We start from the raw sequence: 17312 nt of genomic DNA, 5'->3' as shown, positions 1-17312 counted from the left end.
CCGCAAATGGTGGACACGTAATGTAACTACCTGGGTGTCCACTAAACGAGGGTAGCCTCATATGCCAGATGTCGGAGGTGTAGTACACACGTATTCGCCATATGCCACCGCATTTTCTGCAGTTAGGAAGCCTATCCCGCCAATTCTCACGATGATTGGTGATGAATTCGGTGGAGAGATCCCTGTTGGGCCATTTGCTTTAATCGGCGATGAATCAATCGGGAGAGGAATTGTTGAAACTCTAAAAAGGAGCAATGCCTCGGCTGTTCTGATGGCAAATCATGGTCCGTTTGTTGTAGGAAATACGGCGGTAGAGGCAGTTAAAACTGCTGTCATGTTGGAAGAAGTTGCGAAAACATTAGCGATAGCACAATCGCTTGGAACCGCATGTGAGATTGATGCTGGTGATCTTGCATCTCTCAATAGGCGGTATAGGGAAGTTTATGGGCAATGAGGCTCATGAACGTAGTGAAAGGTATTTATTGTGGGTTTTCGAGTTGTAGTAGCATCCGATAATGCGGGTGCAGAATATCGTCATTTTATCAAGGAAGATTTACAGGCGGATCCGAGAGTTGACGAAGTGATTGACGTTGGGGTTGAATCTACGGATGGTACGTACTATCCGCACGTTTCTGCGGCTGGTGCCAAGATAATCGCTGATGGTAAAGCTGACCGAGGGGTGTTCATTTGCGGTACTGGTATGGGAATGGCTATCGCGGCGAACAAGATTCATGGTATTCGGGCTGCAGTTGCTCATGATTCATTTTCTGTAGAACGATTAGTGCTTTCCAATAATGGTCAAGTGTTGTGTTTGGGCGAACGAGTTATTGGGAAAGAGCTAGCTCGGCGATTAGTGAAGGAATTTCTTGATTATGAGTTTGATGCGTCATCAGCGTCTAAACCAAAAGTAGACGCGATCTGTTCTTATGAATAAATGAGACAGGCACGTGGGGTGTTTTTGAGCTGGAATGCTTGAAGGCACCCCACTTTAGTCTGAGCTGCAGAATGGCACGCCTGGAGACCTAAGTCCTATTTTCACTATTGTGCAATTACTATTTATCGTAAAAAGAGACACTTGGTGGGGAAACTGTTAGGTATGTGGGCTGCTCTCCTCATACAATTATATTGAGACACGTTAAGGAAGTGTTGTTATTTATCTGGAGGTGCGCAGTGGAGCGGAAACCATCGCTGATTCGCCGTTTGTGGCGTGCCATAACAGGTATTTTTTCTGGAAAACTTGGTCTTGTGGTTGCCGCGGCTCTAGGGCTAGTTATTGGCATCGGAGGGGTAACTCTCCATTACGCGGGATTTACAAAGTATTTTGGCAATGATCCTCAAACCTGTAATTCGTGCCATGCAATGAATGAACAGTATGACGGATATATGAAGGGCTCTCATGCGAACGTGGCTACATGTAATGACTGCCATGCGCCGCACGATAGCCTCGTCTCTAAATACATAAATAAAGCTGAAAACGGATTGATGCATTCGCTGAAGTTCACATTCGGCAATTATCCAGAGAATATCCAAATCCGGCCTCACAACAAAGAGGTCACAGAACACGCATGCATCTATTGCCACGGAAATTTCGTGGATCAGATCGCACATAATTCGGTCCAAAACGGTGAAACACTATCGTGCATCAAGTGCCATGATGGTGTTGGGCATAAGAGGTGAAAGATATGAGTTCGGAACACACCGACGTCGAGACTCAAACCCCTAGCTCAAACAGTGCAGCAAAGCAACCACGATCATGGTTAGCTATCGCTGTACTCGTTATCGTGGCGCTTGTAGGCGCCGCAATAACTTGGTTGTTGCTAGATATTGTGAGCCACAAACAAGAGGCTGCTCATCCGTGGAGCCCAGTGACTAAGATCGACGATACTACCTTTGATTCTGAAACCTGGGGACAAAACTTCCCACGGCAATACGAAGGATTCAAAGCAACATCGAAGCTAAATGAAGAACGCAAGATTCCAAATACGGAACCAAACGTTCCAGAAGATAAGCGTGAATTCAAGACTCGTTCGAAGCTTGAAATTGAACCACGCCTTGTCAGCATCTGGAAGGGCTACGCGTTCTCTGTGGAATATAACGAACCACGCGGCCATGAATACATGCTCGAAGATCAAAAGTTCGTTAAGCGTATGACTGACTTTAAGCAGCCAGGTGCATGCTTGAACTGCCACGCGTCGATTCCGCAGGTAGTTAATTCGATTAACCCGAATGATCCAGCTGATGGCTGGGCGCAAATGAATAAGATGCCATACGATGAGGCAGTTCAACACGCAAACGGGCCAATCGGCTGTATTGATTGCCACGATCCGAAGACCATGAAGCTACGCGTTTCGCGCCCAGCCTTCATCGAAGGTATCAAGGCCGCGAAAGCAGCTGAAGGCATCAAGGATTTTGATGTCAACAAGGATGCCACGCATCAAGAAATGCGTACGTATGTTTGTGCACAGTGCCACGTCGAATACTATTTCAAGGGCGAAGGAAAGACTCTAACCTTCCCGTGGACTAAGGGACTCACAGTCAATGACGCCATTGACTACTATGATGAAGCTGGCTTCAGCGACTTCACCCACAAGGATACGGGAGCGGAAGTTATCAAGGCTCAACACCCAGATTTCGAAACCTGGAGTCAAGGTATTCATGCGGATAATGGCGTATCCTGCGCCGATTGCCACATGCCATACAAGCGTGATGGGGCAGCAAAGATTTCAGATCACCAGGTCCGTTCGCCAATGGCCGATGATGAACAAATCAACGCAACCTGCCTCACCTGCCACCACTCTTCTGCCAAGGAAATGCGTGGCCGTGTGGAAGCCATCCAACATCGCTGGTCTGATGCAAAGGACACCGCATTCACTGCAGTCCAAAGCCTGATCGAAGATATTACGAAGGCACGCGCTGAAGGAAATGTATCTGAAGCTAACATGAAGAAGGCTCAAGAGTTCCAGCGCAAGGCTCAGTTCATAGTCGATTACTCTGTTTCTGAAAACTCGCGAGGATTCCACGCGCCACAGTATTCGGTAGCGATCTTGAACGAAGCAACAGATTATGCCCGCTCGGGTCAGCTGGCGCTTCGTGGGATCCAGGTTGAAACCAAGCGGCCTGCATCCAGCTACACGATTGCTCCAGTGGATCGCCCAGGTCCACGAAAGTAACGGATTCATGGTTGCGTAGTCACGGTGACGGCATCTTTGGATGAAAGGTGCCGTCACCGTGTTTCCAGGCTCCGCCCCACACGGAACTTTAGAAGAAAGAAAAATCATGCCAGAAACGAACGATAATAAGCCGCTAGAAGACGATGCCGTAGGCATCGAAGCGTTTGACGATTCCGAATTGTTGGATCCCGAACCGCAACAAACTCCTGCGGAACCAGCACCAAAACCAAAGAAAACTAAGCGCGGCTACACCAAACTTGAGCTTGTGCTGGTAGTTCTGTTGGCGATCGCCGTAGTGGTTATTGTTCGCCAATCTGGCATACGAAATTCTGAAACTCAACTTCCGAAAAACCATCCAGATATTTCGAGCATGCACGGTAAAGCCACAAGCAAGGCGAAAAAGCCAGGGGTCACGCTTAACGATGGAAAAGTTGGGGAACTGAAAAAGAAGATCGAAGCGAACCCTCAAGATATCGATTCCCACAAGGACCTGGGCAAAGAATACTTCGATGCTGGCTACTACCAGGATGCCAACACGTACTTTGGTCGCGCACTGGAACTTTCCCCAGACGATCTTGAAACGCTCCTTATGGCTGGTGTTTCAGAATTCAATGTGAACAATTTTGATGCGGCAGAAAAACACTGGACCCACGCAACCGAAGTTGACGCAACCAAGCCAGAACCTTGGTTCAATCTTGGTTACGTGTATTTGATGCGCGAACCGAAAGATGAGGCGGGCTTGAAACGCGCCTGGGATAAGGTGCTTGAACTTGCTCCAGATTCAGATATGGCGAAGGCTGTAAAAGAATATCGTCAAAGCGCACCGGGCCCTGTGACCGGTTCCGATTCGAAGCACTAACGATGACTATCGCTGTGGCCTTTATGGCGGGGATTGTTTCATTCGCGTCGCCGTGTTTTTTGCCGATCGTTCCCGTTTTTATTGCGCAACTGATTGGGGGCACGCCTGGGCGCGTGTCGCGCTGGTCAGCAGTGTGGAATGCGGTGGCATTTATCGTTGGTTTTTCCATGGTTTTCATTGGACTCTGGGTGTCGATTGGGCTATTTGGTCATGTGATTGGGCAATATAGCGAGATCCTGCGGGTTTCCGGTGGTTCGGTTTTGATTGTGCTGGGTTTGCATATGGCACAGTTGATCCGGATCCCGGTGCTGGATCGTCAATTTTCGGGAGATATGCGTTCGGCTACGCGGGTTCGCCCGGGAGTGGGACGGTCTGGTCTGATGGGGCTGATTTTTGGTGCGGGGTGGACTCCGTGTATTGGGCCTATTTTGGGCGGTATTTTGGCGTTGGCTTCGCAAACTGACACGGTGGTTCGCGGAATTGTTTTGATGCTTGCGTACTGTGTGGGTTTGGGTTTGCCGATTGTGTTGGTTGCTGTTGGCGCGGTTGATGTTCGTGAACGTTTCGGTTGGTTCCGGCGGCATCATGATGCGATTTCGCTGGTGAGTGGCGCTCTGCTGGTTGTGGTTGGGTTCTTGATGATCGTGAATATGTTTGAACGGCTTGTTAGCTGGTTCCCGGTTGTTGCGTGATGAGTGAGGAGAGAAGGAATGGCTGACGTGGTTGAGACTTCTGATGAGCTAGATAGCGTGAATCTTTCGTTGTCCCAGGTAGTAAATATGATTTATGCCTTTTTCTACAACAAGAAAATTGGGATGCTCCTGATTTTGCTTGTGGGCTTGCTAAGTATGATCGGCGTGATTATGCCTCAAGTTAGCAATGAGGTTCGGGATGATCCGCAGGCGTGGGGTGCGTTTTTGGAACGTGTTTCGGACGTTTACGGCGGGTGGACTGATATTTTGGGCGCGCTTGGGTTCTTTAGCATTTTTACGTCGTGGGTGTTTTTAGGATCAATGCTTTTGCTGTGCCTGAGCATTATTGGGTGTACGGTTCATCGGCTTCCAGTGCTGTATAAGGCGGCTTTTCATCCGCATGTGAAGGTTCGTGATTCGTTTTTTGAGCGGGCGCGGTTGCGTACTGAGTTTAAGACGATCGCTTCGGACGACGACGTGGTGGCTGCGTTGCGTACCCAAACGAAACGGTGGCATGGGCGTGTGTTAGTTGACGATCAGACAAACGAACAGCGTTTTTACGTGGATCGTTTCCGTTGGGCACCTTTTGGTACTGCGTTTTCTCATGCTGCTTTCGTGATTATTATTTGCGGATTCTTGGTGTCATCATTTACTGGATTCCGAGATGAATCGTTTACGTTGACTGTTGGATATGAGAAGCCTGTAGGGCATGATACTGGTCTGGTAGCGAAGGCTGAATCTTTCAAAGATACCTACTATGAAAATGGCAAACCGAAGGATTACGTGACCGATCTGGTTGTCTCTAAGAACGGGAAACGTTTGGCGCGGCAAGAAGTACGTGTGAATAGTCCTCTGACAGTTGATGGTGTGACCTTCCATCAGGCGTCATTTGGGTTGGCGAGTGTGGTGAGTATTGCCGATGCTTCAGGATCTGAAATTTTTGCGAATGGAGTCCCGTTAACAAAATCTACGGCTGATGGCCGGTACACGTATGGTGTAGTTAATCTTCCTGAACAAAAGCGTGACGTTTACGTTGTTGCTGTTGCTTCAGGACAACAGGTTGTGGATATTAAACCGGGCCAGATGCGTATTGAGGTGTATCCGGAAGGGTCGAATAAGCCTGAGAATCAGCAGGTTGTTAATCAGGGTGAACCAGTAAAAATTGGCGATCTTACGTACACCTTTATCCGTGAAGCACAATATGCAGGAATTACTGTAAAAAACGATCCAGGGACCACCGTGGTATGGATCGGGTGCGCGTTGATCGCGTTTGGGACAACAGTGACAATGCTGCTGCGGCATCATCGGCTGTGGGTGCGAGTTGTTCCTGAAGGTTCGGGAAGCCGTGTGCAGTTTGCATCTCATGATAAGGCTGAATTGGGTTTTGAACGCCAGTTCAAGGAATTTGCTGAAAAAGTTATAACGATAGCGGAAAAGAAGAAGGAGGATGCTCGTGCTTGAGTACTCCCAGATTTTACTTTTTGCAACAACCTTGCTTGTTGCGTTGGCATTTGTTGCCTATGTTCTTGTGACCTTTACTGCGTGGCGGATGCGCAACCGTAGTGTGGCAGGTAATACCGCAGTGTCTACACAGTCCAAGAAACGGGGTAGTACGTGGTATGCGGGAGCCTTCGTTATTTTGGCTTTCGTTGCGTTAACCCTGTCTATGGTGTTGCGATGGGTAGCTACCGGAAAAGTTCCATTAGCTAATCAGTACGAGTTTGCTACGTCGTTCTCCTGGGGAATGCTTCTATTCCAGGTGTATTTCGATCGTCAGTATCGTGTTCGTACTTTGGCTCTGTTCACCTTGCCAGTGATTCTAGCGATGCTGATTTACATTACGCGTCTTTCTTACGAAAATGACCCGTTGATGCCGGCCTTGCAAAATAGTCCATTACTAACCCTGCATGTGTTCACTGCTGCTCTTTCCTATGGTGCTGCCGTGGTTGGTTTTGGGGCTGCTCTTATGTATTTGTTGGCACCGAAGGTGACATGGCGTGGATGGCCGAAGCAAGAATTGCTTGATGAGATTGCCTATAAAGCAGTTGTTATTACGTTCCCGCTTCTCACTATCATGATCATCCTTGGTTCTATTTGGGCAAACATTGCCTGGGGCCGTTACTGGGCCTGGGATCCAAAGGAAACAGCGGCTCTCGTAACATGGCTGATTTACGGGGCCTACTTGCACGCTCGAGTCGTCCGTGACTGGCGTGGAACAAAAGCTGCATGGCTTCTAGTGATTGGTTTTATCGCAATCATTTTTACCTTCTTTGGTAATTACTGGTTCGGTGGTCTCCACTCATACGCGTGACATAATGCGTGCAGGTAAAGGCCGGACCAGGGTAAATCTGGTTCGGCCTTTACTATGCGTGCTGACTAAATATGTGTGGGAGGCGCGCGGTACGATGGACGTAGTGAAAGAAAGGAAGATTCATGCCTGAACAAGATTGGCGTGCAAAGGTACGCGAAAGTAGGTTCGGAACCGTCGTGGTTCTGGCAGTCACTGCTGCATGTGTCCTCTTAGGTGCGTGGTATCTGAAAGGCGTACCGTCTGATTCTGGTGCTGGAGAAAACGGCGCCGCAAGTCAACTCCAGATTGGAGGAGAAGGCCAAGCGCCAAGCGTAGGCGCACAAGCCCCTGATTTCCAACTCACAACTATTACGGGCGAAACTGTCCGCTTAAGTGAGCTCAAAGGCAAACCGGTCTGGGTAAATTTCGTTGCTACGTGGTGTCAGGGATGCCGGGCTGAAATGCCTGACATACAGAATGCCTATGCGGCCCATTCCTCTGAAGAACTCCAGGTAGTTTCCGTATTTGGTGGAGAATCAGTGAAAGATGTGGCATCTTACGCCGAAAAAGCAGGCTTAGAATTTTCGCTTGCGCCAGATGAAACAGGGGATGTTTCGCGGGCATACGGCACGATTGGCATACCCGCTCATTTCTTCATTGACAGTGATGGGATCATTAGAGATCATGCTGTGGGTGTCTTAAGTAAAAAGCATATTGAGAGCCATTTAGCGAAGATCAAATGAACAGTGCCGAATTAGCACGAGTCTGCCACGGAAGTAGTTTTCCGTGGCGGCACGTGCTGATTTTTTTAGGTGCCACACTTGTTCATTCTCTCTGGCTAATTTCGGCCCAAATCTGGTGGGATGTCAGCCTCGGTTATATTGCGTTTCCACAACTAGGCCCAGCTCTTGGCTTACTGACTTTGTGGGTGATATATCGCGAAGAACTTCGTTGTTTTCTTCCTATCAAATCATCACGGATGATGGCCTTTCGGTATCGCGGCCGGCTGGTGGTTCTTATATGTGTCATTTATGTGGGAAGTACCTGGCTGTTGGCAGAAGTGTTGAACGTTGCTCATTTCTATCCCATCTTTCAAGATTGGCACTTGATAGGTTTTCTTACGGTTCAATATTTCGGCGCATTCTTCGAAGAAATAGGATGGCGCGGGTTTCTTCAGCCAATCTTTGTAGAACGTTTTGGTCCACTTGCCGGTACGTTGATTGTTGGCACACTCTGGGCCGCATGGCATGGGGATCAGCTGTTAGATCTTAGTGATTTCCTTGTGTTTGCCAGCACCTGTATTGCCATCTCGTATGGGATAGAGATGCTTATGGGAGGATCGTGGTGGCAACGTGCACTTCTTGCCGCTGCAATCCACTGGACGGTCAATATCACACCTGTAGTTGTGATCAATTTTGATTCCGATTTGCCTTCAAATGTACCGTTAATGACCGCGATTTTAGCGCCGCAATACATCGTGGGGTGTATAGGTGCTCTGATTCTGTGGAAGCGCCGGTTACCGCAACTTGACAGATAATCTACATTTGAGTCCTATGAAGAAGATTGCCACTGCACTTGCTTGTCTTTGTGACATTTCCGGGCTAACCGGTTGTTCGGATGATGCGGAACGCGCTACCTCGTCGTCTCCTACCGTCACGAAACCCGCCGCGCGCAAGGCCTCAGATTTTTCATACCTCAAGGTTAGTAATCTGGTGGATGATGAAAGCCGTGCGGAAGTCCTGCGAATCCTAGCCGAAGCGGGAATGGCGAAAACAGATCTGCGAGAATTCGAAAACCAGGTGGTCAAATTCAACGCCACGATACCCACAGGGTCGCTGGTTAAAGTGGGGTTCCAGCCGCTAAAAGAATCCAGCGATGAAGATAAAGCAGCCATTGCTACCGCTGCCGAAGCCCACAACAAAAACCTTATTAATTGCCGGATCACGGCCTTTACAGCAGGCCGAAGTTTGCTCGGTGTTGGAAATCCTGAAGGCGCCGATGGATCGGAACTATTTAAAGACCTCGAAACTATTAAGTCTGATCCGCAAACATTTACTGTTGCGGACCGTGATGCTTTTACCGGGTTCTTCGGGCGTATCCCAACCACGGCCGAAAAGGATTCGGAAACTCACGTTGCAAACATCATGGAATATCAAAAGAAACACGCGATCACTTACAATCCTGGGAAAGCGAGCGTAGTGAACGTGTTTGTTCACGATGTTTCTGATCCAGAAGATGCATCCATGTTCGTTACGCATGCGGGGTTGTTGGCCGAAGCTGACGACGGCCGTCTCCTCTACGTTGAGAAACTCACATTCAATCAGCCGTACCGTGCATTATGGTTTGAATCGCGCGATCAGCTGGTGGCCTACTTGCGTGCAACCTATGACGATGGACCAGACACCGATTATTCGCAGCCAATCATCATGGAAAACGATCAGGTGCTCTCACTTTCCTGATCTGTACTTTACGCAAAACTCACCCAGAGCCGGTGATAGGCCTCTATAGGCGCCTATCACCGGCTCTGGGTGAGTTTTGCGTCAGAGGGCACCCGGAACCGGGTGCCCTCCAGCAGTTGTGCTCAGTTAATCAGGCCTGATCAACTGAAGAACGGATGAACCATGCTTGCTGTTCGAGCTGACGAACGTAGTCAAGAAGAATATCTGCCGAAGCGGAATCTTCAGCATCCACCTTTTCGTGAACCTGGCGCATGGTGGCCACGGTTGCGTTAATGGCGGCAACGGCAGCTTCAACAGTTTCTGGAACGGAGATGACTGCTTCTGGAGCTGCTGGCAAAGTGGTGAGTTCGGCGATGGTCTGTGGACGGCCGTCTGGAATCAAGTTCACTGCACGCATACGTTCAGCGATGTCATCAGAAGCGGTGCGAGCAATTGCAACAACTTCATCAAGATAGAGGTGGAGGCCGCGGAAGCCAACGCCTACCACGTTCCAGTGGAGCTGCTTGCCCACGAGTGATAGGGCGGTAACATCGTTGAGAGCCTTCTGGAGGCCTTCGGATAGAATTGCAGAACCGGTGAAACCGTGAGTCATTTTCTTCTCCTTCGCGTATGCAAAAAGATCTTTTATATTTCAAGTATCCCCTTGGATGCCGGATAACGGCAACCAACTTCGCCATAAGGGAACATGGTTGTTATATCTACGAAACGGAGATGCGAAGGAGTGTTGCGTAGTGAAACGTTTCCGGTGAAGAAACAGCTTGTTGCTGTGGTGGCCTCTAGTGCTCTCATAGTTACTGGCATAGTGGCAGGTGTTGCCTCTCCAGCATTGGGCGCTCCACGAAGCCCAGTCCTTCGGGATATCACAGTGGGATCAGAGAATTTTATTGGTGAATCCGCCCTTACAATTCATGAGAAAGATTCAGAACAACCCCGCGGTGAATCGAAAAACAGTGGAGGGTATGGATCAGCTATTGATGGTGATCCCAACACCTTCTGGCACACTCAATGGAAGAACGGAAGCGAAGGATTCCCTCATGTACTTGATGTGTAAGTGGCCGAAAATCCAGTGAAGTTGTGTGGGTACGTGTACACAGGGCGTGCGGGTGACGTCCCCGAATGGTCGCGTGAAAGGATACGAACTCTACGTATCGAACGATGTCCAGAACTGGGGCGAACCTGTGGTAAAGGGCGAACTGAAGGATACTGCGGAACCACAATTCATCGGACTTAATGGCGTTACTGCAGCCTATGTTCGATTGAAAGGGCTTTCTGCTCAACCATCGGCACTTGATCAGCAGGTTATGTCTGCAACGGAAATTCAGATTGTCAAAGCGCCCTAGGGTTGGCGTCAAGACAATCAGGGTAGAATGGGGTGCCATGAAGAAGATAGCAACAGTAATTGCGCTTGTGGCAGCGGCTGGTGGCTGTACCAATGCTGGTTCTGGTCAGGCAGAAACAGTGCCGGGTGATCAAACGCCTGCGAAGGAATCCGCTTTAGCCACATCCGATTCTCAACTCGATTCCAAGTCAGAGGAGAAACCCATGATTATTGACGTCCGGACCCCAGAAGAATTCGCTGGTGGACACCTAGTGGACGCCGTGAACTTTGACGTGAACGATCCGAAATTCCAAGAACAGGTGAAGGATCTTGACCGCGATGGCCACTACATCCTCTACTGCCGTTCAGGAAACCGGGCATCGGGCGCCAAAGGCTACATGGAAAGCATCGGCTTTAAAAACGTGAAGAACGTGGGATCTGTGGATCAGGCCTCTCAAGAACTTGGCGTTGACGTTGTTGCAGAACGCTGACTGATGCGAGCCGCAAGGGGTGCGGGGATCTTCGATCCCCGCACCCTCGTCGTTATCGTCGTTAAATAACGAAAACTCAGCGCGCAAACGCAGTACTGAACTTTGCAACCGCGCCCTCTAAGAATTCCTGGGTTGCGGAATTGAGCTGGCCGTGCGCGTCATAAAGCTGGTGAACGAAGCTCAGGTGGATTTCTGGTTGCTGGATGAGGTGCGCGTCAAGGAAACTGAGCACCGTGCGCAGATCGCGGTTAGCGCCGAAACCTCCCATGGCGCCCGGCGTGGCAGTGGCGATCAGGGTTGGCTTGCCTGTGAAGCGAGTGGAGCCGTATGGGCGTGACAGGATGTCCAGAGCATTCTTGATGACCGCCGGGATCGACCGGTTGTATTCTGGAGTGATGAAGATGAAGCCATCGCATTCTTCGGCGATTTTGCGTGCGATTCGCACCGGTTCTGGCAACGTTTCGGGCTGGTCCCATTCGCTTTCATAGAAAGGGAGGTTGTGGATCTCGATCTGGCAAGTTTCGAACGTTTCAGGAAGCAAGGTTGTTAGATCATCTGCAACTTTCTGGTTCCAGGAGCCATTCCGGCGGCTTCCGACAAAAATGCCAATTTTCGTCATGTTTTTCCTTTCGTGTGGTGGGCTGTGTGGGTGCAGAATCGTATTTTCGACGCCGATCACGTAAGTGACCACCCAACAATTTTATTAAATAATAAACTATGTGTTGGACGGGGTGTCTAGTGTTTAGCGCTTTTTGTTGGTGTGGTGGGGTTTTGTGGGTGTGTGGTGGGGGTTACGTTGGTTTGGTTTGACGTTGTGGGGTGTGGGTGGGTAGAGTATTTATTCGTTGCGAGGGGCTGGAACGGTTCTTGCGGGATGGTTTTCTTCGTGATGTTGCCTTCTTGATGGTTGTCTGCTTTTGTGGTGGGTGGTTGTTGGGTGTGGGTGTGTTGTTTGATATCTCAATAGTGTGTCAGCTTTTTTTACGATTATTTTTTTGGTGTTGGGCTGGCTGGTTTTTTGCTGGTTGGTTTGATGCTGTTTTTTGGATGAGCTAGTTTTGGTTTGTCTTTTTTTGTTGAGCCTGTTGGGCTTTTCGGATGTATTGATTGGATGCCTTTTGTGGGTGTTTGGTTTTTTGTTTGGAGAGTTTGATCCTGGCTCAGGACGAACGCTGGCGGCGTGCTTAACACATGCAAGTCGAACGATGAAGGCTCCTGCTTGCGGGGGTTGGATTAGTGGCGAACGGGTGAGTAATACGTGAGTAACCTGCCCCTTTCTCTTGGGATAAGCCTTGGAAACGAGGTCTAATACTAGATATTCTGCTTCTGCCGCATGGTGGGGGTTGGAAAGGTTTTTCTGGTGGGGGATGGGCTCACGGCCTATCAGCTTGTTGGTGGGGTGATGGCCTACCAAGGCGTCGACGGGTAGCCGGCCTGAGAGGGTGACCGGCCACATTGGGACTGAGATACGGCCCAGACTCCTACGGGAGGCAGCAGTGGGGAATATTGCACAATGGACGGAAGTCTGATGCAGCGACGCCGCGTGGGGGATGAAGGCTTTCGGGTTGTAAACTCCTTTTAACACTGAACAAGGCGAAAGTTGAGGGTAGGTGTTGAATAAGCGCCGGCTAACTACGTGCCAGCAGCCGCGGTAATACGTAGGGCGCGAGCGTTGTCCGGAATTATTGGCGTAAAGAGCTCGTAGGCGGTTTGTCGCGTCTGCTGTGAAAGACCGGGGCTTAACTCCGGGGCTGCAGTGGGTACGGGCAGGCTAGAGTGCGGTAGGGGTAATTGGAATTCCTGGTGTAGCGGTGGAATGCGCAGATATCAGGAGGAACACCGATGGCGAAGGCAGGTTACTGGGCCGTTACTGACGCTGAGGAGCGAAAGCATGGGGAGCGAACAGGATTAGATACCCTGGTAGTCCATGCCGTAAACGTTGGGCACTAGGTGTGGGGCCTTTTCCATGGGTTCTGTACCGTAGCTAACGCATTAAGTGCCCCGCCTGGGGAGTACGGCCGCAAGGCTAAAACTCAAAGGAATTGACGGGGGCCCGCACAAGCGGCGGAGCATGCGGATTAATTCGATGCAACGCGAAGAACCTTACCAAGGCTTGACATACACCGGGATTATGCAGAGATGTGTGAGTCTTCGGACTGGTGTACAGGTGGTGCATGGTTGTCGTCAGCTCGTGTCGTGAGATGTTGGGTTAAGTCCCGCAACGAGCGCAACCCTTGTCTTGTGTTGCCAGCACGTTATGGTGGGGACTCACGAGAGACTGCCGGGGTTAACTCGGAGGAAGGTGGGGATGACGTCAAATCATCATGCCCCTTATGTCTTGGGCTTCACGCATGCTACAATGGCTGGTACAGAGGGTTGCGAGCTTGTGAGGGTGAGCGAATCCCTTAAAGCCAGTCTCAGTTCGGATTGGGGTCTGCAACTCGACCCCATGAAGTCGGAGTCGCTAGTAATCGCAGATCAGCAACGCTGCGGTGAATACGTTCCCGGGCCTTGTACACACCGCCCGTCACGTCACGAAAGTTGGTAACACCCGAAGCCCGTGGCCTAACTCGTTTGAGGGGGAGCGGTCGAAGGTGGGATTGGCGATTGGGACGAAGTCGTAACAAGGTAGCCGTACCGGAAGGTGCGGCTGGATCACCTCCTTTCTAAGGAGTCACGTACCACGCGTTATTGTGTTTATTGTTGTGTGGTGCCTAGCCTGGTGGTTGGGTAGTGGTTTTTAGTGGTTTATCGTATGAGGGTTGGCATGCTGTTGGGGTGTGGGATAATAGATCCTGTGCTGCCTGTGCTTGCGTGTTGCGACGGTTGTTGTAGCGTGTGGGTGTGGTGTTGGTGTGGTGGTTGAGAATTGTATAGTGGACGCGAGCATCTTTGGTTTTTTTGTAAGTGTTCAAGAGCGTTCGGTGGATGCCTTGGCATGCAGAGCCGATGAAGGACGTTGTAGCCTGCGATAAGCCTCGGGGAGTTGGCAAACGAGCTGTGATCCGGGGGTGTCCGAATGGGGGAACCTGGCCAGAGTTATTTCTGGTTACCCGCACCTGAATGTATAGGGTGTGTGGGGGTAACGCGGGGAAGTGAAACATCTTAGTACCCGCAGGAAAAGATATTCTGTGAGTAGTGGCGAGCGAAAGCGGATGAGGCCAAACCATGCGTGTGTGATAGCTGTCGGGCGTTGCGCGTGTGGTGTTGTGGGGCCATGTTTGATCCAGCCGATACTGGGTCGGGTAGTGATAAATGTATGGTGTGTAGACGAATCAGTTGGGAAGCTGGACCGTAGACGGTGAGAGTCCGGTAGTTGGAACATGCCTGCCTGCTTTATGTGGTGCCCAAGTAGCACGGGGCCCGTGAAATCCCGTGTGAATCTGCACAGACCACTGTGTAAGCCTAAATACTCTGTGTGACCGATAGTGGATAAGTACCGTGAGGGAATGGTGAAAAGTACCCCGGGAGGGGAGTGAAATAGTACCTGAAACCGGACGCTTACAATCCGTCAGAGCCTCCTTGGTAGGGGTGATGGCGTGCCTTTTGAAGAATGAGCCTGCGAGTTAGTGGCATGTAGCGAGGTTAACCCGTGTGGGGAAGCCGTAGCGAAAGCGAGTTTTAAAAAGCGTGTGAGTTGCATGTTCTAGACCCGAAGCGGGGTGATCTACCCATGGGCAGGTTGAAGCACGTGTAAGAGCGTGTGGAGGACCGAACCCACTTCAGTTGAAAATGGAGGGGATGACCTGTGGGTAGGGGTGAAAGGCCAATCAAACTCCGTGATAGCTGGTTCTCCCCGAAATGCATTTAGGTGCAGCGTCGTGTGTTTCTTACCGGAGGTAGAGCGACTGGATGGCCGATGGCCCTTATCGGGGTACTGACGTCAGCCAAACTCCGAATGCCGGTAAGTCAGAGCACGGCAGTGAGACTGCGGGGGATAAGCTTCGTAGTCGAGAGGGAAACAGCCCAGACCGCCGGTTAAGGCCCCTAAGCGTGTGCTAAGTGGGAAAGGATGTGGAGTTGCTGTGACAACCAGGAGGTTGGCTTAGAAGCAGCCACCCTTGAAAGAGTGCGTAATAGCTCACTGGTCAAGTGATTCTGCGCCGACAATGTAGCGGGGCTAAGTACACCGCCGAAACCGCGGCAATAAACACTTTGTTTGTTGGGTAGGGGAGCGTCGTACGTGAGGTGAAGCAGCACAAGTAATTGGTTGTGGATTTCGTACGAGTGAGAATGCAGGCATGAGTAGCGAATGACGGGTGAGAATCCCGTCCGCCGAATGACTAAGGGTTCCAGGGCCAGGTTCGTCCGCCCTGGGTTAGTCGGGTCCTAAGGCGAGGCCGACAGGCGTAGTCGATGGTCAACCAGTTGATATTCTGGTACCGGCGAAGAACCGTCCCTGTCGAACCAAGGGATACTAACCACCCAAACCATCCATCCACGTCTTCGGGCGTGATGGTATCGGGGAGCGTGGGACCTGATCTTGTAGTAGACAAGCGTGTTAACAGGGGTGACGCAGAGTGGTAGCTCCGCGTGGCTAATGGCTTGCCACGTTTAACAGCGCAGCCCGTTCCCCAGGCAAATCCGGGGAACATTAAGGGGTGAGGCTGGATGATGACCCACACTAGTGGGGAAGCAGAGTGATCCTGTGCTGCCAAGAAAAGCCTCGACGTGAGGTTCTAGCCGCCCGTACCCTAAACCGACACAGGTAGTCAAGTAGAGTATACTAAGGCGAGCGAGTGAATCGTGGTTAAGGAACTCGGCAAAATGCCCCCGTAACTTCGGAAGAAGGGGGGCCAAAACCCTGAAGCCCTTCACGGGCTAGGGGTAATGGCCGCAGAAACCAGGGAGAAGCGACTGTTTATCAAAAACATAGGTCCGTGCGAACACGTAAGTGGATGTATACGGACTGACGCCTGCCCGGTGCTGGAAGGTTAAGAGGAACGGTTAGAACCCTCGTGGTTCGACGCTGTGAATTTAAGCCCCAGTAAACGGCGGTGGTAACTATAACCATCCTAAGGTAGCGAAATTCCTTGTCGGGTAAGTTCCGACCTGCACGAATGGCGTAACGACTTCTCCGCTGTCTCAACCACGAACTCGGTGAAATTGCATTACGAGTAAAGATGCTCGTTACGCGCAGCAGGACGGAAAGACCCCGGGACCTTTACTATAGCTTGGTATTGGTGTTCGGTACGGCTTGTGTAGGATAGGTGGGAGACTATGAAATACCAACGCCAGTTGGTATGGAGTCATTGTTGAAATACCACTCTGGTCGTACTGGATGTCTAACCTCGGACCATAACCTGGTTCAGGAACAGTGCCTGGTGGGTAGTTTAACTGGGGCGGTTGCCTCCTAAATGGTAACGGAGGCGCTCAAAGGTTCCCTCAGCCTGGTTGGCAATCAGGTATCGAGTGTAAGTGCACAAGGGAGCTTGACTGTGAGACCGACAGGTCGAGCAGGTACGAAAGTAGGAACTAGTGATCCGGCGGTAGCTTGTGGAAGCGCCGTCGCTCAACGGATAAAAGGTACCCCGGGGATAACAGGCTGATCCTGCCCAAGAGTTCATATCGACGGCATGGTTTGGCACCTCGATGTCGGCTCGTCGCATCCTGGGGCTGGAGTAGGTCCCAAGGGTTGGGCTGTTCGCCCATTAAAGCGGCACGCGAGCTGGGTTCAGAACGTCGTGAGACAGTTCGGTCCCTATCCGCTGCGCGCGCAGGAAACTTGAAAAGGGCTGTCCCTAGTACGAGAGGACCGGGACGGACGAACCACTGGTGTGCCAGTTGTTCCGCCAGGAGCATCGCTGGTTAGCTACGTTCGGAAGGGATAACCGCTGAAAGCATCTAAGCGGGAAGCCTGCTTTAAGATAAGGTTTCCACGATCCTAACGATCGGAAGGCCCCCTACAGACCATAGGGTTGATAGGCCAGACGTAGAAGCCCGGTAACGGGTGAAGCTGACTGGTACTAATGGCCAACCACCTACAAAAACACGTAACAAACACGCACGCGTCCACTATACAACTCCCAACCC

15 protein-coding genes, 2 rRNA genes and 1 pseudogene are annotated in these 17312 nt (G+C 50.8%); 16 read left to right on the top strand and 2 right to left on the bottom strand.

Translation table 11 applies throughout. The annotated features are described in order from the left end of the window. Positions 1 to 58 precede the first annotated feature (58 nt). The 11 genes and pseudogenes from ARCH_RS07435 to ARCH_RS07385 form a co-directional block, all read left to right on the top strand. Positions 59 to 454: pseudogene (locus ARCH_RS07435) on the top strand (class II aldolase/adducin family protein); the annotation flags it as partial. Between the two features lie 30 nt (positions 455 to 484). Beyond that, entirely contained in the window at positions 485 to 934 is a 450-nt protein-coding gene (locus ARCH_RS07430) for a ribose-5-phosphate isomerase (protein WP_013170668.1), read from the top strand. Positions 935 to 1098: 164 nt separating this feature from the next. Then, positions 1099 to 1677 carry a cytochrome c nitrite reductase small subunit gene (gene nrfH / locus ARCH_RS07425; RefSeq protein WP_315971663.1) on the top strand — a complete coding sequence of 193 codons (579 nt, stop codon included), beginning with the start codon at positions 1099 to 1101 and terminating at the stop codon, positions 1675 to 1677. 5 nt (positions 1678 to 1682) lie between these two features. Next, on the top strand, positions 1683 to 3170 hold the full coding sequence (locus ARCH_RS07420) for an ammonia-forming cytochrome c nitrite reductase subunit c552 (protein WP_013170666.1): 1488 nt from the start codon (positions 1683 to 1685) through the stop codon (positions 3168 to 3170). A 106-nt stretch (positions 3171 to 3276) separates the two neighbouring features. After that, positions 3277 to 4029 carry a tetratricopeptide repeat protein gene (locus ARCH_RS07415; protein ID WP_170121732.1) on the top strand — a complete coding sequence of 251 codons (753 nt, stop codon included), beginning with the start codon at positions 3277 to 3279 and terminating at the stop codon, positions 4027 to 4029. A gap of 2 nt (positions 4030 to 4031) precedes the next feature. Continuing rightward, positions 4032 to 4721, top strand: coding sequence for a cytochrome c biogenesis CcdA family protein (locus tag ARCH_RS07410; RefSeq protein WP_013170664.1), 690 nt, complete (start codon positions 4032 to 4034; stop codon positions 4719 to 4721). Positions 4722 to 4739: 18 nt separating this feature from the next. After that, positions 4740 to 6182: a cytochrome c biogenesis protein ResB gene (locus tag ARCH_RS07405; RefSeq protein ID WP_013170663.1), complete on the top strand. Its 1443-nt coding sequence runs from the start codon at positions 4740 to 4742 to the stop codon at positions 6180 to 6182. Beyond that, positions 6175 to 7032, top strand: coding sequence for a c-type cytochrome biogenesis protein CcsB (gene ccsB / locus ARCH_RS07400; protein WP_013170662.1), 858 nt, complete (start codon positions 6175 to 6177; stop codon positions 7030 to 7032). Before ARCH_RS07405 ends, ccsB begins: the two co-directional genes overlap by 8 nt. Before the next feature lie 122 nt (positions 7033 to 7154). Continuing rightward, positions 7155 to 7754 carry a peroxiredoxin family protein gene (locus ARCH_RS07395; protein ID WP_013170661.1) on the top strand — a complete coding sequence of 200 codons (600 nt, stop codon included), beginning with the start codon at positions 7155 to 7157 and terminating at the stop codon, positions 7752 to 7754. A gap of 53 nt (positions 7755 to 7807) precedes the next feature. Next, entirely contained in the window at positions 7808 to 8548 is a 741-nt protein-coding gene (locus ARCH_RS07390) for a CPBP family intramembrane glutamic endopeptidase (protein ID WP_041640419.1), read from the top strand. A gap of 16 nt (positions 8549 to 8564) precedes the next feature. Further along, the gene (locus tag ARCH_RS07385; RefSeq protein ID WP_013170659.1) at positions 8565 to 9470 is read left to right on the top strand and encodes a DUF4300 family protein; all 906 of its coding nucleotides are present in this window, start codon (positions 8565 to 8567) and stop codon (positions 9468 to 9470) included. A gap of 130 nt (positions 9471 to 9600) precedes the next feature. On the opposite strand, the gene ARCH_RS07380 is transcribed toward ARCH_RS07385, so the two are convergent. Then, positions 9601 to 10062 carry a Dps family protein gene (locus ARCH_RS07380; protein WP_013170658.1) on the bottom strand — a complete coding sequence of 154 codons (462 nt, stop codon included), beginning with the start codon at positions 10060 to 10062 and terminating at the stop codon, positions 9601 to 9603. 153 nt (positions 10063 to 10215) lie between these two features. Between ARCH_RS07380 and ARCH_RS07375 the strand changes: the two genes are divergently transcribed. Genes ARCH_RS07375 through ARCH_RS07365 form a run of 3 tightly spaced genes read left to right on the top strand, consistent with a single transcriptional unit; the run spans position 10216 to position 11279 of the window. Beyond that, on the top strand, positions 10216 to 10521 hold the full coding sequence (locus ARCH_RS07375; RefSeq protein ID WP_145961605.1) for a hypothetical protein: 306 nt from the start codon (positions 10216 to 10218) through the stop codon (positions 10519 to 10521). 52 nt (positions 10522 to 10573) lie between these two features. Then, a complete protein-coding gene (locus ARCH_RS07370; RefSeq protein ID WP_013170656.1) occupies positions 10574 to 10810 on the top strand; it encodes a discoidin domain-containing protein in 237 nt (78 codons plus the stop codon). Between the two features lie 37 nt (positions 10811 to 10847). After that, entirely contained in the window at positions 10848 to 11279 is a 432-nt protein-coding gene (locus tag ARCH_RS07365) for a rhodanese-like domain-containing protein (RefSeq protein ID WP_013170655.1), read from the top strand. A 76-nt stretch (positions 11280 to 11355) separates the two neighbouring features. Here ARCH_RS07365 and ARCH_RS07360 read toward each other — a convergent pair whose 3' ends face one another. Beyond that, a complete protein-coding gene (locus ARCH_RS07360; protein ID WP_013170654.1) occupies positions 11356 to 11898 on the bottom strand; it encodes an NADPH-dependent FMN reductase in 543 nt (180 codons plus the stop codon). A gap of 518 nt (positions 11899 to 12416) precedes the next feature. Between ARCH_RS07360 and ARCH_RS07355 the strand changes: the two genes are divergently transcribed. Further along, positions 12417 to 13945, top strand: a 16S ribosomal RNA gene (locus ARCH_RS07355). 235 nt (positions 13946 to 14180) lie between these two features. Next, positions 14181 to 17268 (top strand): 23S ribosomal RNA (locus tag ARCH_RS07350). Together the 16S and 23S rRNA genes form the textbook arrangement of a ribosomal RNA operon. Positions 17269 to 17312 lie beyond the last annotated feature (44 nt).

Origin of the sequence: Arcanobacterium haemolyticum DSM 20595 (assembly GCF_000092365.1) — a bacterium.
Lineage (GTDB): Bacteria > Actinomycetota > Actinomycetes > Actinomycetales > Actinomycetaceae > Arcanobacterium > Arcanobacterium haemolyticum.
The sequence above is the reverse complement of the archived record's forward strand: the minus strand, read 5'-3'. Positions and strand labels throughout refer to the sequence as shown.